This window comes from Microbacterium sp. 22296 (genome assembly GCF_052045385.1).
Lineage (GTDB): Bacteria > Actinomycetota > Actinomycetes > Actinomycetales > Microbacteriaceae > Microbacterium.
Genome location: NZ_JBQEOS010000002.1, coordinates 180,480 through 201,931 on the forward strand (window position 1 = coordinate 180,480; position 21,452 = coordinate 201,931).

Annotated in this window: 18 protein-coding genes; 5 read left to right on the forward strand and 13 right to left on the reverse strand. The window is 70.5% G+C overall.

The genetic code is table 11. From position 1 onward, the window contains the following. Positions 1-156: 156 nt before the first annotated feature. From ACTJJP_RS04540 to ACTJJP_RS04555, 4 genes are all read right to left on the reverse strand, one after another. The gene (locus ACTJJP_RS04540) at positions 157-768 is read right to left on the reverse strand and encodes an N-acetyltransferase family protein (protein WP_440773836.1); all 612 of its coding nucleotides are present in this window, start codon (positions 766-768) and stop codon (positions 157-159) included. A 73-nt stretch (positions 769-841) separates the two neighbouring features. After that, positions 842-1,528, reverse strand: coding sequence for a uracil-DNA glycosylase (locus ACTJJP_RS04545; protein WP_440773837.1), 687 nt, complete (start codon positions 1,526-1,528; stop codon positions 842-844). Further along, entirely contained in the window at positions 1,525-2,010 is a 486-nt protein-coding gene (locus tag ACTJJP_RS04550) for a phosphoribosyltransferase (RefSeq protein WP_440773838.1), read from the reverse strand. The genes ACTJJP_RS04545 and ACTJJP_RS04550 overlap by 4 nt, the downstream gene beginning before the upstream one ends. A gap of 29 nt (positions 2,011-2,039) precedes the next feature. Then, positions 2,040-2,831, reverse strand: coding sequence for an SDR family oxidoreductase (locus ACTJJP_RS04555; protein ID WP_440773839.1), 792 nt, complete (start codon positions 2,829-2,831; stop codon positions 2,040-2,042). Positions 2,832-3,112: 281 nt separating this feature from the next. Here ACTJJP_RS04555 and ACTJJP_RS04560 point away from each other — a divergent pair, with 281 nt between their 5' ends. After that, complete coding sequence (locus ACTJJP_RS04560) at positions 3,113-4,435, forward strand: bifunctional o-acetylhomoserine/o-acetylserine sulfhydrylase (protein ID WP_440773840.1); 1,323 nt, start codon at positions 3,113-3,115, stop codon at positions 4,433-4,435. Positions 4,436-4,643: 208 nt separating this feature from the next. On the opposite strand, the gene ACTJJP_RS04565 is transcribed toward ACTJJP_RS04560, so the two are convergent. Both ACTJJP_RS04565 and ACTJJP_RS04570 read right to left on the reverse strand, forming a co-directional pair. Then, positions 4,644-5,342, reverse strand: a complete 699-nt coding sequence (locus tag ACTJJP_RS04565) for an SDR family NAD(P)-dependent oxidoreductase (protein ID WP_440773841.1) — start codon at positions 5,340-5,342, stop codon at positions 4,644-4,646. Positions 5,343-5,393: 51 nt separating this feature from the next. Further along, positions 5,394-5,792, reverse strand: a complete 399-nt coding sequence (locus ACTJJP_RS04570; RefSeq protein WP_440773842.1) for a DUF4259 domain-containing protein — start codon at positions 5,790-5,792, stop codon at positions 5,394-5,396. A 79-nt stretch (positions 5,793-5,871) separates the two neighbouring features. On the opposite strand from ACTJJP_RS04570, the gene metX reads away from it, so the two are divergent. Further along, positions 5,872-7,077 (forward strand): homoserine O-acetyltransferase MetX, encoded by a 1,206-nt coding sequence (gene metX, locus ACTJJP_RS04575; protein WP_440773843.1) that lies wholly within the window; start codon positions 5,872-5,874, stop codon positions 7,075-7,077. A gap of 54 nt (positions 7,078-7,131) precedes the next feature. Here the strand turns inward: metX and ACTJJP_RS04580 are convergent, their stop codons facing one another. The 4 genes from ACTJJP_RS04580 to ACTJJP_RS04595 all read right to left on the reverse strand — a co-directional run bounded on the left by ACTJJP_RS04580 (position 7,132) and on the right by ACTJJP_RS04595 (position 11,282). Beyond that, the gene (locus tag ACTJJP_RS04580; protein ID WP_440774155.1) at positions 7,132-8,379 is read right to left on the reverse strand and encodes an MFS transporter; all 1,248 of its coding nucleotides are present in this window, start codon (positions 8,377-8,379) and stop codon (positions 7,132-7,134) included. A 251-nt stretch (positions 8,380-8,630) separates the two neighbouring features. Next, on the reverse strand, positions 8,631-8,957 hold the full coding sequence (locus ACTJJP_RS04585) for a thiamine-binding protein (protein ID WP_440773844.1): 327 nt from the start codon (positions 8,955-8,957) through the stop codon (positions 8,631-8,633). Between the two features lie 74 nt (positions 8,958-9,031). Beyond that, positions 9,032-10,339: a hypothetical protein gene (locus ACTJJP_RS04590; RefSeq protein ID WP_440773845.1), complete on the reverse strand. Its 1,308-nt coding sequence runs from the start codon at positions 10,337-10,339 to the stop codon at positions 9,032-9,034. Positions 10,340-10,424: 85 nt separating this feature from the next. Then, positions 10,425-11,282: an ADP-dependent NAD(P)H-hydrate dehydratase gene (locus ACTJJP_RS04595; RefSeq protein WP_440773846.1), complete on the reverse strand. Its 858-nt coding sequence runs from the start codon at positions 11,280-11,282 to the stop codon at positions 10,425-10,427. Between the two features lie 29 nt (positions 11,283-11,311). Here ACTJJP_RS04595 and ACTJJP_RS04600 point away from each other — a divergent pair, with 29 nt between their 5' ends. Next, the gene (locus tag ACTJJP_RS04600; RefSeq protein WP_440773847.1) at positions 11,312-12,370 is read left to right on the forward strand and encodes an NADH:flavin oxidoreductase/NADH oxidase; all 1,059 of its coding nucleotides are present in this window, start codon (positions 11,312-11,314) and stop codon (positions 12,368-12,370) included. 109 nt (positions 12,371-12,479) lie between these two features. Here the strand turns inward: ACTJJP_RS04600 and ACTJJP_RS04605 are convergent, their stop codons facing one another. Together ACTJJP_RS04605 and ACTJJP_RS04610 are read right to left on the reverse strand one after the other, a co-directional pair. Beyond that, complete coding sequence (locus ACTJJP_RS04605) at positions 12,480-13,535, reverse strand: hemolysin family protein (RefSeq protein ID WP_440773848.1); 1,056 nt, start codon at positions 13,533-13,535, stop codon at positions 12,480-12,482. Continuing rightward, a complete protein-coding gene (locus ACTJJP_RS04610) occupies positions 13,535-14,875 on the reverse strand; it encodes a hemolysin family protein (RefSeq protein WP_440773849.1) in 1,341 nt (446 codons plus the stop codon). The genes ACTJJP_RS04605 and ACTJJP_RS04610 overlap by 1 nt, the downstream gene beginning before the upstream one ends. Before the next feature lie 156 nt (positions 14,876-15,031). On the opposite strand from ACTJJP_RS04610, the gene ACTJJP_RS04615 reads away from it, so the two are divergent. Then, on the forward strand, positions 15,032-16,066 hold the full coding sequence (locus tag ACTJJP_RS04615) for a glycoside hydrolase family 76 protein (RefSeq protein ID WP_440773850.1): 1,035 nt from the start codon (positions 15,032-15,034) through the stop codon (positions 16,064-16,066). Here the strand turns inward: ACTJJP_RS04615 and ACTJJP_RS04620 are convergent. After that, entirely contained in the window at positions 16,056-17,516 is a 1,461-nt protein-coding gene (locus tag ACTJJP_RS04620; protein ID WP_440773851.1) for a GuaB1 family IMP dehydrogenase-related protein, read from the reverse strand. The two genes, ACTJJP_RS04615 and ACTJJP_RS04620, sit on opposite strands and share 11 nt — an antisense overlap. 170 nt (positions 17,517-17,686) lie before the next feature. On the opposite strand from ACTJJP_RS04620, the gene ACTJJP_RS04625 reads away from it, so the two are divergent. Then, positions 17,687-21,379, forward strand: a complete 3,693-nt coding sequence (locus ACTJJP_RS04625; RefSeq protein WP_440773852.1) for a multifunctional oxoglutarate decarboxylase/oxoglutarate dehydrogenase thiamine pyrophosphate-binding subunit/dihydrolipoyllysine-residue succinyltransferase subunit — start codon at positions 17,687-17,689, stop codon at positions 21,377-21,379. The last annotated feature ends 73 nt before the right edge of the window (positions 21,380-21,452 follow it).

Below are 21,452 nucleotides of genomic sequence, written 5' to 3' on the forward strand. Positions count from 1 at the left end.
CGCCTGCCCGACGTCGTCGGGGTCACCCGCGCTCCGTCTCGAAGAAGCTGAGCTGTGGAGCGGGTGTCGCCGTCCGCAACAGGGGTCGCCCGCGTGCGGAGGGGGCGTGGCCGGTCCGGACGGACCGCGCCGCCCACCCTCCACGACGCCCGACCTTCAGCCGAAGAGCTTCCGCCGCTTCTTCTTCGACGGGATGCTCTTCTGCAGGTAGACCACGCCGAGCCACCGGCCGAATTTGAAGCCGACGCGGCCCATCCGGCCGACCTCTGTGAAGCCGAGCTTCTCGTGGAGCGCGATCGAGGCGTCGGCGCCCTTGTCGCTGATCGCGGCGACCATCTCGCGGATTCCGAGATCCTGGCAGGCGGCGATGAGCGCCTCGAGCAGAGCACGCCCGAGACCCTTGCCCGCCGCGGCCTGCCCCAGATAGATCGAGTTCTCGACCGTGTACCTGTATGCGGACTTCGACTGCCACGGTTGCACGAGCGCGTAACCGAGGATCTGCCCGCTGGGCGACTCGGCCACGAGGAAGGGCAGCTTCAGCTTCTGCAGCGTCGCGAACTTGTCGCGCCATTTGACGATCGTCCACGCCTTTTCGTCGAAGGTCACGACCGAGTTGCGCACGTAGTAGTTGTAGATCTCCCGGATGTCGGGAATGTCGGCCTCGGTCGCCGGGCGGATCTCGAACGAGAACGGGCGCTCCGGCTCGGGGGCACGTCGCAGATGGGCGGGTGGTCGCCGACGGCTCTTCTCGTACTCCTCTTCCAGCACGTCGCAACTCTACGGGCGGCAGCGTTTCCCCCGTGTGTCGTCGCGCCGCGACGTCGAATCGGATGCGAGACCGTCAGGCCGGGAGGCGCCAGTCCACGGCGTCCGCTCCCTGCTCCGCCAGCAGAGCGTTCACGCGCGAGAACGGCTTCGATCCGAAGAAACCCCGGCTGGCCGACAGCGGGGAGGGGTGCGGCGACGAGACGACGGCGGTGTCCCCCAGAAGGGGAGCCAGGTTGATGGCGTCCCGTCCCCAGAGCACCGCGACCAGCGGCGCATCCCGCTCGACGAGGCACCGGATGGCATGCTCGGTGACGCGTTCCCATCCCCATCCGCGATGGGATGCCGGAGACCCCGGCGCCACCGTCAGGACCCTGTTCAGCAGCATGACGCCCTGCGCCGCCCACGCCGAGAGATCTCCGTGCGCAGCGGGCGCGATGCCGAGATCGTCGGAGAGCTCGCGATAGATGTTCGCGAGGCTCCGCGGCAGGGGCCGCACGTGCGGATCGACCGCGAACGACAACCCGATCGGGTGACCCGGCGTCGGGTAGGGGTCTTGACCCACGATGAGCACTCGGACGGCGTCCAGCGGCGTGCGGAACGCGCGGAGCACGAGCTCACCGGCCGGCAGATAGGGCTTGCCCTCCTGCCGCAGACGCTCACCGAGTGCGGCGATGTCGTCGGCGACCGGTGCGAGGGGCTCCACCCAGGTGGAGTCGATCAGGCCGGCGTCGGCGAGTTCGGCGAGCGACTTCGCCGTCACGCCGCGTCTTCCTCGTGCACCGACCCGAGGTGCGACCAGGGGAACTCGATCCAGAGGGTCGTGTCCTTCCAGGAGTAGTCGGGCGTCACGACCGTCGTCGGCTTGGTGTAGATCACGGCGGACCGCGCTTCGGCGCCGTGCCGGTCGAGCAGTTTGACGGCGAGGTCGAGCGTGCGCCCACTGTCGGCGACGTCGTCGACGAGCAGCACGCGGCGTCCCTCGAGGTATGACAGGTCCAGAGCCGGGGGCAGCACCTCGGGCGCATCGAGCACGGTGCCCACACCCGTGTAGAACTCGACGTTCAGCGCGCCGCAGTTCTTCACGCCGAGGCCGTAGGCGATCGCCCCACCCGGCAGCAGCCCGCCCCGCGCGATGGCGACGACCACCTCGGGATGGAACCCGTCAGCGACGATCGCGCGCGAGATGTCGCGCGTCGCGGTCCCGAAATCGTCCCAGCTCAACCGTTCGCGCTCGTCCGTCACACCGGATCCTCTCGTCGACTGCTCTCACCCTAGGGCGTGGGCGGGACGACACCGCGCGTGGTCAGCGGCCCGCGCGCCAGCAGGTGTTGCGCCGACTGCGCCACGGGTCGCATCGTCACGAGGTCGAGGTTGACGTGCCCGGGGGCGTCGAGGGCGTAGGCGATGACATCGGCGACGTCGGCGGCCACGAGGGGCGCCTCGACACCCTCGTAGAGCTTGTCGGCCGCGTCGTGGTCACCACCGAGGCGGTTGAGGGTGAACTCCTCTGTGCGCACCATTCCGGGAGCGATCTCGATCACGCGCAACGGCTCGCCGTTCAGCTCCTGCCGAAGAGCATGCACCAGCATCGCCTCTCCGGCCTTCGCCGCGTTGTACCCGCCGCCGCCCGGGTAGGCCGTCTGCGCGGCGGTCGAGGTGACGAAGAGCAGGTCGGCATGCCCCGAGGCGTCGGCGGCGCGCCGGATCGCCGGAAGAAGGGATGCCACCAGGCGCTGTGCCGAGAGCACATTGGCCTCGAACATCCAGCGCCAGTCCTCCGGATCACCGGCCTCGATGCGATCGCTGCCGCGGGCACCCCCGGCCACGTGCACGAGCGCGTCGACTCCGCCGGTCTCGTCGAGCCACGCGGCCAACGCGGCGACGGCATCGCCGTCGGTCAGGTCGGCGGCATGGGCCACCACGCCCGTCTCGGCCTCGAGTGCGGCGAGCCGGTCGGCCCGGCGCGCGACGCCCACGACGTCCCATCCGCGGGCGCGCAACGCCCGCGCGGCCGCCTCTCCGATACCCGAACTGGCCCCGGTCACCACTGCGCGTCTCGTCATGGCATCCACGCTACTGCGCCCCTCCGACACCGGATGCCGCCCTCCGCGGGCCGGTCCGGGCGCCCGCAGCGGACCGCGGTGCGAAAGCGTGCGAGGGCCTGGCCCGCGGGACAGCGCTCGGCCACCAGGGCGGATCACCCGCCGCGACACGGGAGTCTCCTTCCCGCCCGGACAACGGTGTTACGGCCCGTGTCCGGGGTGCTTGTCGGTGTGGGAGGGGGTGTCTACGCTCGCAGCAGGCCACGGCGTCCGCCTCGGCCCACCCGACCGGAGGAGCAGCCATGTCGGCACCCGAGAACTGGCGTTTCGAGACCAAGCAGATCCACACGGGCGCACAGCCCGACCCGGTGACCAAGGCTCGTGCCACCCCGATCTACCAGACCACCTCGTACGTGTTCGACAACGCCGATCACGCGGCGAACCTCTTCGCGCTGGCGGAGTTCGGCAACATCTACACGCGCATCCAGAACCCCACGCAAGACGTCGTCGAGCAGCGCGTCGCGGGCCTCGAGGGCGGCACGGGCGCCCTCCTCGTCGCCAGCGGACAGGCGGCCGAGACCTTCGCCGTGCTCAACATCGCCCAGGCCGGCGACCACATCGTGTCGTCGAGCTCGATCTACGGCGGCACGTACAACCTCTTCAAGTACACCCTCGCCAAACTGGGCATCGAGACGACTTTCGTCGAGAACCAGGACGACCCGGCCGAGTGGCGCGCCGCGGTGCGCCCGAACACGAAGCTTTTCTTCGCCGAGACCATCGGAAATCCCAAGATCAACGTCCTCGACATCCGCTCCGTCGCCGACGTCGCGCACGAGGCGGGCGTGCCGCTGATCGTCGACAACACGATCGCGACGCCGTACCTGATCCGCCCGTTCGAGCACGGCGCCGACATCATCGTGCACTCGGCGACCAAGTTCCTCGGCGGTCACGGCACCACGATCGGCGGCGTCATCGTCGACGGCGGCACCTTCGCGTGGTCCGAGCACTCCGACCGCTTCCCGGGCCTCACCACCCCCGACCCCTCCTACCACGGGGCGGTGTACACCCAGGCTGTCGGCGACGGCCTCGCCTACATCATCAAGGCCCGCGTGCAGCTCTTGCGCGACCTCGGCGCCTCGATCGCCCCGCAGAGCGCGTGGCAGCTCATCCAGGGCATCGAGACCCTGTCGCTGCGAATCGAGAGGCACGTGCAGAACGCGCAGGAGATCGCGGAGTGGCTCGAGTCGCACCCCGATGTCGCAACCGTGAACTACTCGGGCCTTCCCACGTCGCCCTGGTACGCCGCCGCCAACAATTACGCCCCCAAGGGCGTCGGCGCGGTGCTGTCGTTCGAGCTCAAGGGCGGGGTCCAGGCGGGCCGCGAGTTCGTCAACTCGCTCAGCCTGTTCAGCCACCTCGCCAACATCGGCGACGTCCGCTCGCTCGTCATCCACCCGGCGTCCACGACCCACTCCCAGCTCACGCCCGAGCAGCAGCTCACCGCCGGCGTGACCCCGGGTCTGGTGCGCTTGTCGGTGGGCCTCGAGAACATCGACGACCTCAAGGCCGACCTCGATCAGGCCCTCGCCGCGGCGCGTCGCCTGTCCGAGGCGTCCCGCGTCTGACTGTCGCGTCACCGAACGCCCCGATCCGGCCACCCGGTTCGGGGCGTTCGTCGTCGCTGCGGGTGGGAGCGCGGGCCCGCGACAGCGCCGCGCCGCCGCGCCCCGCGCGCCGCAACGGGATGACATCCCGCGACGGGAGGACCCGCCGCGCGAGAAAGACCCTCCGCGCGCCGCATCCCCTCCGCCGCGCCGAACGCGGCGCCCCGCGTCAGATCTTCTGCCGCGGCCGCACGCTTCCCAGACCCCCGTCGACGCCGATGATCTGGCCGGTCATCCACGCGTTCTCCGGCGACAGCAGGAACTCCACGGCCCGCGCGACGTCGTCGGGTTCGCCGAGCCTGCCGAGCGGATGCATCGCCTCCGAGACCTTCCGCGACATGTCGGTCGAGGTGAGCTTCTGCGTCAGACGCGTCTGCACCAGGCCCGGGGCCACCGCATTCACCCGGAGCCCGTGGGCGGCATAGCTCGCGGCCGCGGACAGCGTCAGGCCGATCACCCCGGCCTTGGCCGCGGCGATGCCGTCGTGGTTGGGCAGGCCCGCCAGGGCCGCGGCCGACGAGACCAGCACCACGGATCCGCCGTCGCGCATGTGCGCCCCCGCCGCGCGCACGGCGGCGAACGAGGTCGTCAACGACGCGGCGATCAAGCCGTCGTACTGCTCGCGCGACGTGAGGTGGGCGGGTTTGAGCAGCATCGAGCCCGCGAACACCGCGATGCCATCGAGATCACCCGCCTCACCGACAACCCGATCGACGGCGTCGAAGTCGGTGGCATCCAGGGTGTAGTCCGGCTCGATGACCGATGAGTCTCGAGCGGTCGTGAGGACGCGGTGGCCCGCGTCGCGCAGTCGTGTCGCCGTCGCCCCGCCGATGTCGCTCGAGGCCGCGATGAGAAGGAAGTTCGCCATGCCGCGAGTCTGGCCACACCCGATGACCGCGATCGGGGGCTGGACAAGCGCTCACCCTATGGTCAGCGCGGCGCGGAGGCGTTCGTTCTCGCTCCGCCAGTCGACGTCTTCTTCCCACAGTTCGGCCAGCTCTCCGGCATCCGATGCCGCGATCGCCAGCGCTTCGCGCGCAAGGGCGACGACCTCTGCCGTCGGCGCGGGCACCCGGGCGACGTAGGCCTCGACGTGCTCCGAGAACGCCGGGGTGTCGATGCGCCCGAGCCCGCGAGCCACCACTTCCGCGGCGGCGACGGCCACGGTGGCGTCGTCGGCGTCGAGACTCGCCGGCTCCGAATCGGCGGCGACGCGCAGCGCCGCGCTGACGACGCTCCAATCGACGTGGTCCTCGAGCTCGTACGCCCAGTCTGCGGCGGTGTCGTTCCCGAACGGTTCTGCACTCCATGCACCCATGCGCGAAATGGTACGGCGGGCCTCCGACATCGCCGTAACAGAACGAACCTCCCCGCCCCGCCCGGAGAGAATGGATGCCATGGACTGGCAGATCTCCGAAGACACGGTGCCCTCGGCCCCGGTGACGGAGGCCGACGCCCGTTCACTGCTCGGCCGTCCCCCGGCCACCGGCGCGTGGCGCGACGGCGACCCCGCGGGTGACCGTCGCTTCGCGTCGTTCGGTTCGTTCCGCACGGAGAACGGCGAGTCCCTGCCGCACGTGCGCCTCGCCTACGAGACCTGGGGAGAGCTCTCCCCCGCACGCGATAACGCGGTGCTCATCCTCCACGCCCTGACCGGTGACAGCCACGTGCGCGGCGCCGCCGGCCCCGGGCATCCCACCGCCGGGTGGTGGAGCGACCTCGTCGGCCCCGGCGCCGCGATCGACACCGATCGTTTCTTCGTCGTCGCCCCCAACATGCTGGGCGGATGCCAGGGGTCGACGGGCCCGGCCAGCATCGCGCCCGACGGATACGAGTGGGCGTCGCGATTCCCCTACCTGACCATCCGCGACCAGGTGAGCGCGCAGGCGTCGCTCGCCGACGAGCTCGGCGTCGAGCGGTGGTTCGCGGTCGTCGGCGGGTCGATGGGCGGGATGCACGCGCTCGAATGGGCGGTCGGTCACCCCGACCGGGTCGCGCGCGCGGCCATCCTGTCGGCCCCGCCGGTCACCACGGCCGACCAGATCGCCCTCAACTCGGTGCAACTCGACACCATCCGGGTGGACCCGCGCTTCGCGGGCGGCGAGTACTACGACGCCGGCGACGGCGACGGACCGCACCGCGGGTTGGCTCTCGCCCGCCGCATGGCGCTGCTGAACTACCGCAGCCCGACCGAACTGAACCAGCGTTTCCAGCGCTCGTGGCAGTCGGGGGTGAGCCCCTTGGGCCGAGGCGGACGCTTCGCCGTGGAATCGTACCTCGACTTCCACGGCAACAAGTTCACCCGTCGCTTCGACGCCAACAGCTACCTCACCCTGGTCGAGGCCATGAATTCGCACGACGTCGGGCGCGACCGCGAGGGCGTCGAAGACGCGCTGGCGCGCGTCACCGCCACGACCCTCGTGCTCGGGATCGACAGCGACCGTCTCTTCCCCATCGACGGCCAGCATCGGATCGCGCGCGGCATCCCGCGAACCCTCGACGGGAACGACGCCGTCGTGCTCTCCAGCGATTTCGGACACGACGGCTTCCTCATCGAGACCGCGGCCGTCGCCACGCACCTGCGTCGCCTCCTCGCCACCTGACGATCCCGGACGCCGGGCCTCGGCATCCAGAGCCCGCGGGATGCGGCGCGCCGCTCAGCGCTGCGTCGGAATCGAACCGGTGATCGCCGTCTGCGCCGCCTCGACGGCCGGCATCCGGTGTTCGGGGTGACGGCCGCTGCGGTCCTCGATGCGATACGACACGACGGCGACGACGAGCCCGCCCAGGGCGAGCACGGCGCCCACCCAGGCGGGGGCGACGAGACCGAGTCCCGCGGCGATCGCGAGGCCGCCCAGGAACGCCCCGAGACTGTTGCCGATGTTCAGCGCCGAGTGATTCAGGGCGGCGGCGATGGACTGGTTGTCTTCGGCGACGTCCATCAGGCGGGTCTGGATCGCCGGGCTCAACGCCGCGCCGCAGAACGCGACGAGGAACGCGAACAGGACGAGGCTGACGATCCACCCGGCGGTCAGGGCGAGGCCGACGGATGCCGCGGCCAGGGCGACGAGCCCGACCCGGAGCCAGAAGCGCAGGTCCTTGTCGGCCAACGTGCCCCCCACGACGTTGCCGATGGTCATGCCGATCCCCACCAGCACGAGGACGAGGGAGACACTCCACTCCGGCTGCCCGGCGACGTCGGTGATCATGGGCGCGATGTAGCTGTACATCGCGAAGAACCCGCCGAAACCCACCGCGCCGATCCCCAACGCGAACCACACCTGCCCGATGCGGAACACCCTCAGCTCATCGCGCAGGCGACGACCCGGCGAGCCGGGGTGCGTCGGCACGAACAGAGCGATGCAGACGGTCGCCAGCAGGAAGATAGCGGTGACGACCGCGAACGCCGCGCGCCAGCCGACCTGCTGGCCGAGCAGGGTGCCCAGCGGCACGCCGACGACGTTGGCGATCGTGAGACCGGTGAGCACGAAGGCGACGCCCTTGGCGCGGTTTCCGGGACCGAGGGCGTCCGCGGCCACGAGGGCGCCGATGCCGAAATAGGCGCCGTGCGGGAGTCCGGCGAGGAAGCGGGATGCCGCGACGAGCTCGAACGTGGGGGCGATGACCGTCAGCAGGGTGAAGAAGGCCAGCGCGGCGGCCAGCACGATCATCACGCGGTGTCGCGGGAAGCGCGCGACGGATCCGGCGATCGTGGGGGCGCCGACGACGACGCCGAGGGCATAGAGCGAGATCAGCCAGCCCGCCTGGGCGATGGCGTCGTCGGGCGAGGCCGCCCACGTGCCGGGGACGAGTTCGCGAGCGATGTTGGGCAGCAGGCCCATCACCACGAACTCGGTCATGCCGATGCCGAAACTGCCGATGGCGAGAGAAAGGAGCGCCCGCATCGCCGCACCTCTCGAGGTCGTCGAAGAGGTCACCCGTCGAGTGTAGGGGGCGCGCGGCGGTCTGGTCGAATCGTTTCGAGAGTGTTCTTCGCGTACTGCGGCATCGCCGGCCCCTCCCGCATAGGACGCCCGAAGGGCGGGCTCTCCCCCACCGCGCGGACACGCCGGATCTCACCTCGCCGAGCGATCGCCGACGCACGACATCCCGCCGGACGACGCCGTCCAGCGCTCGGCCGATGCAGGAGAAAGCCTCAGTCGGCCCGGCGCTCCAACGCCTCCTCGAGGCGCTCGACCTTGCCGTCGATCTCGCCCGTACGACCCGGTCGGATATCGGCCTTCAGCACCAGCGACACGCGCGATCCGTAGGGCAGCACGGCATCCGTCGCGGCTTTCACGACGGCGAACACCTCGTCCCACTCCCCCTCGATCTCGGTGAACATCGAGCTGGTGCGGTGCGGCAGACCCGACGCGCGCACGACCGCGACCGCCGCGGCGACGGCGTCGTGCACCGACCCATCGGGGTTCTCCGCCGAGGCGGAACCGTTGCCGGAGGGAGCGACCGAGAAAGCGATGAGCATGCCCCCAGGCTACGGTGCCCGCGGGAGCCCAGCGAGACCGAGGCCGGGCGGAGAACACCGACCGACCGCGGCGGTCACCGTCCCGCGGGCACCCGCGGCGGCACGGGCTTGCGACCGGTGACGATCTCCCGCAGGCCCGCGGGCGGGCGCACGCGTCCGACGGGCGCCTTCACGACACGCACCACGGCCCATACCAGCAGCACCAGCGCGAGGAGGTTGCGCACCTCGAGCACGACCACCGGGAACGGGTTGGGGTGCGTCGCCATCAGGCCGTCGTACAGCAGCGGGTACATCCACTGCGTCAGACCGGCGATCACCAGCGTCATCCCGGCGAAGGCGTACCACCGGCGTCGGTCGAGCATCAGACCGAGCGCGACGGGCGCGAACAGCCACACGTAGTACTGGGGGGATCCCACCTTGTTCAGGGCGATGAAGGCGGTGACCAGCGCGAGCGACAGGGGTGGGAAGAGACTCAGGAAGGTCGCGCCGTGGCGCAGTTTCCACACCCCGACCGCCGCTACGCCCGCCATCACGAGCAGCATGATGGGCGTCATCGCCGCGATGAGGGGCTCGGCGCCCGGACCGGTCACCTGGAAGGTGAGCACGTCGCCGTCGTAGTACACCTCGCTGCCGGGAACGTAGAAGGCGGCGAGGAACATGTAGAGGCCGCCCACAGGCGCCTCCATCTGAATGCCGCGCGAGGTCTGATCGCCCACGAATCCGAAGACGAAGGGGGCACCGCCCAGGGCCACGACGGGGATGATCGTCGCGAGCGACACGGCCACCGCCCCCCAGACGAGTGCGAGGCGGCGACGGATGGCGACGAGACCCGCCGCGAGGATCGCCGCCGGCCACACCTTCATCCACACGGCGATCGACAGCAGCACGGATGCCAGGAACGGTCGACGCAGCATCCAGATACCGCCGAGGAGGGCCAGGGGCACGGTGATGCCGTCGATGCGGTAGAGGCCGACCGGCCCGATCAGCAGGATCGCCGCGAGCCAGAACCACGCCGCGATCACGCGTCCGCGCGAACGCGCGTCGCCCAGGAGCACCAGGAAGGCGACGAGGTTGAACAACGACACCGTCAGCGCCCACGCCGGGGTGTAGCTGATCGCCCACGCGAACACCCACGCGAACGTCATCGGCAGGAAGGCGAGCTGCGGGTAGATCCACTTCTCGGTGATTCCGGGCCACTGCCAGGTGTCGCTGCGCGTGCAGGACGCCACGTCGACCCCACCGAAAAGGGCGCACCGCGACCACGGCTCGTACACCAGGTACACGTCGCCCATGGGCTCGTTGGGCTGTTGATAGCCCAGCACCGCCACCACGACGTGCACGGCGACGAACGCGATCAACAGGGGAACGACACGCCTCAGCACCGGGTAATCCTAAACGGGGCCGTCTGAGTGCCCCCGCCGACGGCCGGGCGTTCGCGCGTCACGACGGGCGAGGAGCGCGCGAACGTTATGCGATCGAGTCCCCGAGCAGGGCGGCGACGACGCCGGGCAGCGCATCGGCGACGTCGAGTGCGGCGATCGGACCGCCCCCGTCCCCGTGGGCCAGGGACGCCACCATACCGGCGCGACCGTGCAGCCACGCCGCCGTCGCCGCGCACGCCGCGAGCTGCTCCACGTCGGTGCGTCCGTCGGCGACGGACCCGGCCGTGACCGCCCCGAGGACTCCGCCCAGCACGTCGCCGGTGCCCGCGGTGGCGAGCCACGGCGTCCCCGTCGACACCCGACGACTCCATCCCCCCGCCGCAGCCACGATGGTCGCCGCCCCTTTCAGGAGCACGACACCGCCGAACGCGTCCGCTGTCTCAAGCGCCGCCCGCTCGCGTGCGTCGTCGTCCGTCGTCGAAAGGTCGCTCAAACCGAGAGCGCGCCGCAGGCGCGTCAGTTCACGCGCGTGCGGAGTGACGATGACCGACGCCGTGGCCCCCGGCACGAGGTCCAGCGCCCCGGCGTCGACGACGACCGGCACGTCGCCACCCAGGATGCCGCGAAGCGCCGCCGTCTCGGTGGCAGCGCGCTCGGTGGCATCCGTTCCCGATCCGATCACCCACGCCTGCACACGACCGTCGGCGGTGACCGTCTCGGGGCGACGCTGCAGCACGAGGTCCTGCGCGCGCGCAGGACCGAGGTAGCGGACCATCCCCGTGCCGGTCCGCCACGCCGCTTCGACACCGAGCACCGCGGCGCCCGGATACCGGGTGGACCCCGTTCGCATCCCCACGACGCCGCGGGAATACTTGTCGTCGTCCGCGGTTGGCCTCCGCAGTGCGCGGGCGGCATCCGGCCCGCTCCATTCCTTCGCCGTCATGGCGTCACCCTAGAACGCGAAAGGCCCCCGTGAGCGCCCTCTTCACACCCCTGTCCATCCGCGGTATCGAGTTGCGCAATCGACTGTGGGTGTCGCCGATGTGTCAGTACAGCGCGGTCGACGGCGTCCCGAACGACTGGCATCACGTGCACCTCGCGCAGTTCGCCGCGGGCGGCGCCGGACTGGTGATCGCCGAGGCGAGCGCGATCTCACCCGAAGGGCGCATCTCGCCCGACGACGCGGGCATGTGGAACGACGCCCAAGCCGAGGCGTGGGCGCCGATCGTGGCGGCGGTGCGCTCCCGCGGCGCCGTCGCGGGCGTGCAGCTGAGTCATGCCGGCCGGAAGGCCTCGACGACCTCGCCGCTCTCCGGGGAGCGCGGATCCGTCGCCCGGGGCGCGGGCGGATGGACCACCGTCGGCCCGTCCGCGATCGCCTACGGCTCGTACGCCGAGCCGGTGGCCCTGGACGAGGCCGCGATCGACGACGTGGTGGACGACTTCGCGCATGCCGCGCGCCGCGCCGTCCGCGCCGGGTTCGAGGTGGTCGAGGTGCACGCCGCCCACGGCTACCTGCTGCACCAGTTCCTCTCTCCGCTGACGAACCACCGCACCGACGCGTACGGGGGATCGTTCGAGAACCGGGTCCGTCTGCTCGTGCGGGTGACCGAGGCCGTTCGCTCAGCCGCTCCCGACGCCGCCCTGTTCGTACGCTTCTCCGCGACCGACGCCGCGGAGGGCGGATGGGACGTCGCCGACACCGTCGCCGCGGCCCGGCTCGTGGCCGCCGCGGGCGCCGACCTCATCGATGTCTCCAGCGGCGGGCTCGTGCCCCATCAGAAGATCGTCCCGGGGCCCGGCTACCAGGTCGACTACGCCGAGACGGTCCGCCGCGAGACCGGACTGCTCGTGAGCGCCGTGGGCATGATCGACGACCCGACGTTCGGAGAGCAGATCGTCGCCGACGGCCGCGCCGACGCCGTCATGTCGGCGCGCGAATGGCTGCGCGACCCTCACTACGCCCTCCGCGCGGCGGCCGTCCTGGGTGCGGACTCGCCCGCCCCGGCGCAGTACCTGCGGGCGTACTGAGGTCTCCTCCCGCCGCGCGGGCGGCGCGGTTGAGGTTCCTCCGGCACCCCGAGACGCAGGACACCGGATGCCACGAGGCCGGGACCGCGTGGCATCCGGTTCGTGCGTGTCACACGAAACGGCGACGCTCGGTGGCGTCCTGCACTTCGCCGACGAGTTCTTCGATGACGTCCTCGAGGAACAGCACCGCCTTGACGTCTCCGCGCTCGTCGCGCACCTGCGCGAGGTGGCGGCCGGAACGGCGCATGAGGGCGAGCGCGTCTTCGAGATCCGTGGTCTCCAGCACCGACACCATGTGGTGGATGCGCTTTCCCGGAATGGGGCGGAGCATGTCGGCATCCGACCCCTCCGCCGCACGCAACACGTCTTTCAGGTGCACGTAGCCCGTCGGGTTGCCCGTCTCATCGACGATGACATAGCGCGAATACCCGTGCTGCGCGACGGCGCGCTCGATCTCGGCCGGCGTCGTCGTCTCGGGCAGCGTGACCAGCGCGCCCATCGGCACCGCGATGTCGGCGGCCTTCTTCTCGGTGAACTCGACCACCGCGCGGACCGTGCCGGCGGAATCGTCGAGCACGCCCTCGCGACGCGACTGCGTCACGATCGTGGCGACCTCGTCGAGCGTGTAGGTCGAGGCGGCCTCGTCTTTCGGCTCGACCCGGAACAGGCGCAGCACATGGTTCGCCGTCCAGTTCAGAGCGACGATGATCGGGTAGAACGCCTTCGACACCGCCACCAGGGGCGGGGCCAGCATGAGCACCGCACGGTCGGGCAGCGAGAACGCGAGGTTCTTGGGCACCATCTCGCCGAACACGACGTGCAGGTACGACACGATCAGCAGCGCGACGATGAAGGATGCGATGTCGACCGCCGCCTCGGGGAGCCCGGTGAGCCCGAGGGGACCGGCCAGCAGGTGGTGGATCGCCGGCTCCGACACGTTCAGGATCAGCAACGAGCAGATCGTGATGCCGAGCTGACACGTCGCCAGCATGAGCGTGGCGTGTTCCATGGCGTACAGCGCGGTCTTGGCCGCGCGCGACCCGCGGTCGGCGTGCGGCTCGATCTGCGAGCGGCGCGCCGAGATGACGGCGAACTCCGCTCCGACGAAGAAGGCGTTGGCGATGAGGAGCACCACCAGCCAGGCGATTCCGGCCCAGTCGCTCATCACTGATCACCGCCCTTCGCCGCGCGGACGAGGTCGTCGACGTTCTGCTCCTGCGGGGTGGGGGTGTACTGCACCCGATCGACCCGGCGGCCGTCCATGCGCTGGACGGCGAGGATGCCGTCGTCGAGCTCGACGGTGTCGCCGACGACGGGGATGCGCTCGAGTGCGGCCATGATGAATCCGCCGACGGTGTCATAGACCTCGCCCTCGGGCACCCGGACTCCGGCGCGGTCGAGCACCTCGTCGGGTCGCAGGTCGCCGGGGAAGGTGAGGGATGCCGCCGAGCGCACCACGCCGGCGCGCGAGCGGTCGTGTTCGTCGAGCACCTCGCCGACGATCTCCTCGACGAGGTCTTCGAGGGTGACGACACCGGCGGTACCGCCGTATTCGTCGACGACGATCGCCATCTGGTAGCCCCGCGAGCGCAGTTCCGAGACGAGGGTGTCGAGGTGGACGGTTTCGGGCACGCGCAGGGGCTCGGTCGACAGCGCCGCCACCGGCACCTCACCGCGCTTCTCGCGGGGTACGCCGATGGCCGCCTTGAGGTGGACCACGCCGACGATGTCGTCCATCGACTCGTCGTAGACGGGGAAGCGGCTGTGGCCGGTGCGTCGCGCGAGCTGCACGACATCGTCGGCGGGATCGCCCGCGGCGAGCGCGTGCACGCTCGGGCGGGGGGTCATGACGTCGGCCGCGCTGAGGCGCGAGAAGGTCAGGCTGCGATCCAGGAGCGACGCGGTGTCCTTCTCGAGCATCCCGGCGTTCGCGGAGCGACGGACGAGGCTCGACAGCTCCTCGGCCGATCGTGCACCCGACAGCTCTTCCTTGGGTTCGACGCCCATGGCGCGCAGCACACCGTTCGCGCTGCCGTTGAGCACGACGATCGCGGGCTTGAACACCGCGGTGAAGGCCACCTGGAACGGGATGACGAGCTTCGCGGTCTGCCGCGGGATGGCGAGCGCGAAATTCTTCGGGACCAGCTCGCCCAGGATCATCGAGAGCACCGTGGCGACGGCGACGCCGATGACCGCGGCGAGCGAGACGATCAGCGCCTCGGGCAGTCCCCACGCCTGGAAGACGGGACGCAGCAGGCTCGAGATCGCCGGTTCCATGGTGTACCCGGTCAGGAGCGTGGTCAGCGTGATGCCCAGCTGTGCGCTCGACAAGTGGGTCGAAGTGATGCGCAACGCGTCGATGGTGAGGGAGAGCCGCGACTCGCCCGCGTCGCGGCGCGCCTCGAGGTCGGCACGGTCGAGGTTGACGAGGGCGAACTCGCTCGCGACGAAGAGTCCGGTGCCCACCGTGAGCAGAAGCCCCACGCCCAGCATGACGAATTCCATCAGTCGTCACCTCCGCTCGATCGCTCGGCGGAAGCAGGGTCTCGGGGCTCGGGTCTACAACTGGGAGGGTCGTCCATCGTGCCGATGATTCTATGGCAGGCAGGAGGGAGCGGCACCCGTATCCCCGGCGCGGGACGACCTGTGGAGGATGGGGGGATGGATGCGATATCTGCGGCGCAGGCGCGGGCCATGGCGGCCGAATCGACCGTGGTCCGTCGCTTCGTCCACCGCTACGGGCCGGTCGCGTGGGCGCACGCCGCGACGTCGGAGGTCGCGGGCTCGCGCACATGGCACTACTGGTGGCACGCGCACCTGCTCCACGTTCTGCGCGACGCGGACGAGCACCGGCCCGATCCCCGCCGCAGGCGGCTCCTGCGCGCTCTCCATCGCGGCATCGCTCTGCGCACGCTCGGCCGCTGGACCACCCCGTTCTACGACGACGTCGCCTGGATGACCCTCGCGTTGCAGAGGTACGACCTCCACGACCGACGCATCGACCGTCTCGTCCGGCGGCTCGACGAGGCCGTCGACCCCGTGGTCGGGGCGCTGCCCTGGGCGGTCGGCAGTGCGCTCTACAACGCCCCCGCCAATGGGCCCGCGGCGATCGCGCTGGCGTGGTCCGCGCGCCGGGGATCAGCGGTCGACCTCGACGCGTGGGTCGCAGCCACCCTCGACGACCCGACCACGGGGTTGGTGCGCGACGGCGTCGAGCGGGGCGCGGTGCGCCCCGAACTGTGGACCTACAACCAGGGTGTGGCGATCGGTTCCGCTCTCGCGCTGGCCGAGGGCGCCCCCGATGCCGACGCCCGGGAGGCGCACGAGGCGCGAGCGGCATCGCTGGTCCACGCCGTCGCGCGCTGGTGCGCGGCCGATGGAGGACTCTTCCCGTCGGCGGGCGGCGGTGACGGGGGGCTGTTCGCCGGCATTCTGGCGCGCTATCTCGCGGAGGCCGCGGTGTGGTTCGCCGACGACGGGGCCGACGACGAGCACCGCGCCGTGTCCCGCACCGCGCGCGATCTCGTGCACCGCAACGCCGAAGCCCTGTGGGACGGACGACGTGCGGGACTGTTCCCCGCGGACCCCCGACGCGCAGCTCGCGCGGCAGGGGAAGACCTCGACCTCTCGGTGCAACTGGGCGCGTGTATCACCCTCGAGGCCGACGTCGCCACGGCGGGACTGGTCACCAGCTGACGGGGAGCGCCTTCCCCTCTTCGTACCCGGCCGCGGACTGCAGTCCCACCCGGGCGCGCTCGTGGAACTGGGCGACGGTGGACGCTCCCGCGTAGGTGAACGAGGAGCGAACCCCCGAGGTGATCATGTCGAGGAGGTCTTCGAGGCCCGGTCGCTGCGGGTCGAGGTAGATGCGCGACGAGGAGATCCCCTCGGCGAACAGTTCCTTGCGCGCGCGCTCGAACGGATCGAGGCGCCCGAATCGGCCCTGCACCGCCTTGGTGGATGCCATGCCCCACGACTCCTTGTAGAGCAGGCCCGCGTCGTCGGTCCGGAGCCGGCCGGGAGACTCGATCGTGCCGGCGAACCACGACCCGATCATGACGGATGCGGCACCCGCGGCCAGCGCCAGAGCGACGTCCCGGGGGTAGCGCACGCCGCCGTCGGCCCACACGTGCGCGCCCGCCCTGCGCGCAGCCTCCGCCGTCTCCAGCACCGCGGAGAACTGCGGGCGCCCCACCGCGGTCATCATGCGCGTCGTGCACATGGCGCCCGGTCCCACCCCGACCTTGAGGATGGTCGCGCCCGCGTCGGTCAGATCCCGCACCCCTTCGGCGGTCACCACGTTGCCGGCGGCGATCGGGATGCCGAGGTCGAGAGCCGCCACCTCGCCGAGCGCACTCAGCATCTGCGCCTGGTGCCCGTGGGCGGTGTCGACGACGAGGACGTCGACGCCGGCATCCGCGAGCGCTCGCGCCTTGCCGGCGACGTCGCCGTTGATGCCGACGGCCGCGGCGACGATGAGCCGTCCGTCCGCGTCGACTCCCGGGCGGTAGACCGAGTCGCGCAAGGCAGTGCGCTGCGAGATGGTCCCCACCACCCGATCCCCGTCGACGACCGCGACGACGTCGGTGCCGGACTGCTCGATGAGCGCGAACACCGTCCGCGGGTCGCCCACGCGGTGCGCCTCGATCACCGGCGTCTCGCCGCGCGTGATATCGCCGAGAGTGGCATCCAGAAGCGCCGTCGCCAGGCGAGGGGCGGGCACGATGCCGCGGAAGTCCGCGAGGTCGACGACGCCGTCCTCACGGGTCTCGGCGACGACGATGCCGTGACCGGCCACCGGCGGCAAGAGCAGGCGCGCCTCGGCCACCGTCGCACCGGGAGGCAGCACGAGGGGCGCGTCCCAGGCGACCGGCCGCGACTTGACCCACTCGACCGCGTCGAGCAGGTCGGGCAGGGCGAGATCCTGCGGGAGGACGCCGAGCCCGCCCCGACGGGCGAGGGCCGCGGCGAGCCGCGTCCCGGTCACCGAGTTCATGTTGGACGAGACCAGCGGCAGGGTCGCCCCGCTCCCGTCGGCGGGGGCGAGATCCACATCGAGGCGGCTGCGCACCTCGGAATGACGGGGGACGAGGAACACGTCCGAATACGTCAGGTCGACATCGGGCTGGGCGCCGGAGAACTCCATGACATCCACCTCACCACACCATCCGGACGAACGACCGTGAGGGATGTGAAAGTAAAGGCCCCGTAAAGGCCCGGGCTGCCCACGGCAACCTCGGCTAGGCTGGCTCGAGCGCAGACGGCGACGTCTATGCATCCACAGGAATCTTCATCGAGGAAAGCAGGCGATCGACTGTGTCGAGCCAGGTGACGGGCGTCGGTACTTCGAGCGAGGGCGAGTTCGGCGCGAACGAGTGGCTCGTAGACGAACTCTACGAACAGTTCAAAGTCGACAAGCACTCCGTAGACAAGGCCTGGTGGCCGATCCTGGAGGCGTACCACCCGGTCGTCGACGGGTCGTCCGCCGCCGCTCCCCCGCCCTCGGCGCCCCCGGCGCCGTCGGCATCCGAGCCGAAGCCCGTGACAGCCCCGATCCCGATCGTCGGCCAGGCGCCGGTGGCTCGCACCACCGCGAAGCCGGCGAAGCCGCAGCCGATCCCGGCACAGGCGCCGAACGCCGTGCCCTCGGCGAGCTCCGAGAGCACCGAAGAAGATCGCGTGACGGTCCTGAAGGGCATGCCGAAGGCGCTGGCGTCCAACATGGACGACTCCCTGACGGTGCCCACCGCCACGAGCGTGCGCACCATCCCCGCGAAGCTGATGATCGACAACCGCATCGTCATCAACAACCACATGTCCCGCACGCGCGGCGGCAAGGTCAGCTTCACGCACCTCATCGGCTGGGCGTTGATCCAGGCGCTCAAGGAGTTCCCGAGCCAGAACGTGTACTACGCCGAGATCGACGGCAAGCCGTCGGTGGTGGCGCCCGCGCACGTCAACCTCGGCATCGCGATCGACATGCCCAAGCCCGACGGCTCGCGTGCGCTGCTGGTGCCGAGCATCAAGCGCGCCGACACGCTCACGTTCGGCGAGTTCCTCGCGTCCTATGAAGACCTCGTGCGGCGGGCCCGCGGCAACAAGCTCACCCCCGGCGACTTCCAGGGCACGACGGTCTCGCTGACCAACCCCGGCGGCATCGGAACGGTCCACTCCGTCCCGCGCCTCATGCGCGGTCAGGGCGCGATCATCGGCGCCGGTGCGCTCGACTACCCGGCCGAGTTCCAGGGCGCGAGCGAGAAGACCCTCAACGAACTGGCGATCGGCAAGACGATCACCCTGACCAGCACCTACGACCACCGCGTCATCCAGGGTGCGGGCTCGGGCGAGTTCCTCAAGAAGGTGCATGAGCTGCTCATCGGGCAGCGCGGCTTCTACGACGACATCTTCTCGGCCCTGCGCATCCCGTACGCCCCGATCCACTGGGCGGCCGACATCAGCGTCGACATCTCCGAGCGCATCGACAAGAGCGCCCGCGTGCAGGAGCTCATCAACTCCTTCCGCGTGCGCGGCCACCTCATGGCAGACATCGACCCGCTCGAGTACGTCCAGCGCACGCACCCCGACCTCGAGATCGAGCAGCACGGCCTGACGTTCTGGGACCTCGACCGCGAATTCGTCACCGGCGGTCTCGGCGGCAAGCGCGTCGCCAAGCTCCGCGACATCCTCGGCGTGCTGCGCGACTCGTACTGCCGCACCCTGGGGCTGGAGTACATGCACATCCAGGACCCGCTGCAGCGCCAGTGGTTCCAGCGCAACGTCGAGGTCAAGTACACCAAGCCCGGCCACGATGAGCAGCTGCGCATCCTGTCGAAGCTCAACCAGGCCGAGGCGTTCGAGACGTTCCTCCAGACGAAGTACGTCGGTCAGAAGCGCTTCAGCCTCGAAGGCGGCGAGTCGCTGATCCCGCTGCTCGACCAGATCCTGCAGGGCGCGGCCACGGCCGGCCTCGACGGGGCCGCGATCGGCATGGCCCACCGCGGTCGCCTGAACGTGCTCACGAACATCGCGGGCAAGACCTACGGCCACGTCTTCCGGGAGTTCGAGGGCGCGGTCGCCATCGGCAGCAAGCGCGGCTCGGGCGACGTGAAGTACCACCTCGGCACCGAGGGCACCTTCGTCGGCGACGCCGGCGATGAGCTGCCCGTGTACCTCGCGGCCAACCCCTCGCACCTCGAGACCGTCGACGGCGTGCTCGAGGGCATCGTCCGCGCCAAGCAGGATCGCAAGCCCATCGGCACCTTCTCTTGGCTGCCCATCCTCGTGCACGGCGACGCCGCGTTCGCGGGCCAGGGCGTCGTCGTCGAGACGCTGCAGATGTCGCAGCTGCGCGGCTACCGCACCGGGGGCACGATCCACGTCGTGGTCAACAACCAGGTCGGCTTCACCACCACGCCCAACGACGCGCGCACCTCGGTGTACGCCACGGATGTTGCCAAGACGATCCAGGCGCCGATCCTGCACGTGAACGGAGACGACCCCGAGGCCGTCGTCCGCGCGGCCGAGCTCGCCTTCCAGTACCGCGAAGAGTTCCACCGCGACATCGTCATCGACCTCGTCTGCTACCGCCGCCGCGGCCACAACGAGGGCGACGACCCGTCGATGACGCAGCCGCTGATGACGAACCTCATCGAGGCGAAGCGCTCCGTCCGCCGTTTGTACACCGAGTCGCTCGTCGGCCGCGGTGACATCACCGAAGACGAGTACGAACAGGCGAAGCAGGACTTCCAGAACCGCCTCGAGGTGGCGTTCGCCGACACGCACGAGGCCGAGACGGGTACGAACCCGGTCGTGACCGTCGACGCGAGCGACGAGCCGGCCGTGGGCGCGCCCGAGACGACCGGAGTGTCGCGTGAGGTCGTGCAGCACATCGGCGATGCCTTCGTGAACAAGCCCGACGGCTTCACGGTGCACACCAAGCTGCAGCAGCTGCTGGACAAGCGTCTCGACATGAGCCGCAACGGCAACATCGACTGGGCGTTCGGCGAACTGCTCGCCTTCGGCTCCGTGCTGATGGAGGGCACCCCGGTGCGTCTCGCCGGGCAGGACTCGCGGCGTGGCACCTTCGTGCAGCGTCACTCGGTGCTGCACGACCGCAGCAACGGTCAGGAGTGGCTGCCGCTGGCGAACCTGAGCGAGAACCAGGGACGCTTCTGGGTCTACGACTCGCTGCTCAGCGAGTACGCGGCCATGGCGTTCGAGTACGGCTACTCGGTGGAGCGCCCCGACGCGCTCGTGCTGTGGGAGGCCCAGTTCGGCGACTTCGCGAACGGCGCCCAGTCGGTCATCGATGAGTTCATCTCGTCGGCCGACCAGAAGTGGGCGCAGCAGTCGAGCGTCGTCCTGCTGCTCCCCCACGGCTACGAGGGCCAGGGGCCCGACCACTCGTCGGCACGCATCGAGCGTTATCTGCAGATGTGCGCGCAAGACAACATGATCGTCGCGCGCCCGTCGACCCCCGCGTCGTACTTCCACCTCCTGCGCCGTCAGGCCTATCAGCGCCCGCGCCGCCCGCTGATCGTGTTCACGCCCAAGGCCATGCTGCGTCTGCGCGGCGCGACGAGCCCGGTCGAGGACTTCCTCGAGGGCCGATTCGAGCCCGTGCTCGACGACGACCGCGGCATCGACCGCAGTGCCGTGAAGCGCGTGCTCCTGCACGCCGGCAAGATCCACTGGGACCTGCGCGCCGAGCTCGACAAGAACCCCAACCCCGAGATCGCCCTCGTGCGGGTCGAGCAGTACTACCCCGCCCCGATCGACGAGCTCAAGAAGGTTCTCGCGCAGTATCCGGACGCCGAACTGGTCTGGGTGCAGGACGAGCCCGAGAACCAGGGCGCGTGGCCGTTCATCGCCCTCGAGGTCGCCGACCAGCTGGGTGGTCGCCCGGTCCGCCGCATCTCGCGCGCGGCCGCCGCATCCACGGCGACCGGTTCGCCGAAGGTCCACGCCAACGAGCACGCCGCGATCATGAAGGAAGCGCTCGGGAGCTGATTCCCTCGCCACGAGAGGCCCGGTCGACATATCGACCGGGCCTCTCGTCACTTCGACGTCGCGTCTCGGCCCT

Excerpts from the sequence above, each read along its gene's own strand:
- ACTJJP_RS04555 (WP_440773839.1), bottom strand. The coding sequence starts at position 2,831 with ATGACGAGACGCGCAGTGGTGACCGGGGCCAGTTCGGGTATCGGAGAG.
- ACTJJP_RS04560 (WP_440773840.1), top strand. The coding sequence starts at position 3,113 with ATGTCGGCACCCGAGAACTGGCGTTTCGAGACCAAGCAGATCCACACG.
- ACTJJP_RS04565 (WP_440773841.1), bottom strand. The coding sequence starts at position 5,342 with ATGGCGAACTTCCTTCTCATCGCGGCCTCGAGCGACATCGGCGGGGCG.
- ACTJJP_RS04570 (WP_440773842.1), bottom strand. The coding sequence starts at position 5,792 with ATGGGTGCATGGAGTGCAGAACCGTTCGGGAACGACACCGCCGCAGAC.
- metX (WP_440773843.1), top strand. The coding sequence starts at position 5,872 with ATGGACTGGCAGATCTCCGAAGACACGGTGCCCTCGGCCCCGGTGACG.
- ACTJJP_RS04580 (WP_440774155.1), bottom strand. The coding sequence starts at position 8,379 with ATGCGGGCGCTCCTTTCTCTCGCCATCGGCAGTTTCGGCATCGGCATG.
- ACTJJP_RS04585 (WP_440773844.1), bottom strand. The coding sequence starts at position 8,957 with ATGCTCATCGCTTTCTCGGTCGCTCCCTCCGGCAACGGTTCCGCCTCG.
- ACTJJP_RS04595 (WP_440773846.1), bottom strand. The coding sequence starts at position 11,282 with ATGACGGCGAAGGAATGGAGCGGGCCGGATGCCGCCCGCGCACTGCGG.
- ACTJJP_RS04605 (WP_440773848.1), bottom strand. The coding sequence starts at position 13,535 with ATGAGCGACTGGGCCGGAATCGCCTGGCTGGTGGTGCTCCTCATCGCC.
- ACTJJP_RS04610 (WP_440773849.1), bottom strand. The coding sequence starts at position 14,875 with ATGGAATTCGTCATGCTGGGCGTGGGGCTTCTGCTCACGGTGGGCACC.
- ACTJJP_RS04615 (WP_440773850.1), top strand. The coding sequence starts at position 15,032 with ATGGATGCGATATCTGCGGCGCAGGCGCGGGCCATGGCGGCCGAATCG.
- ACTJJP_RS04620 (WP_440773851.1), bottom strand. The coding sequence starts at position 17,516 with ATGGAGTTCTCCGGCGCCCAGCCCGATGTCGACCTGACGTATTCGGAC.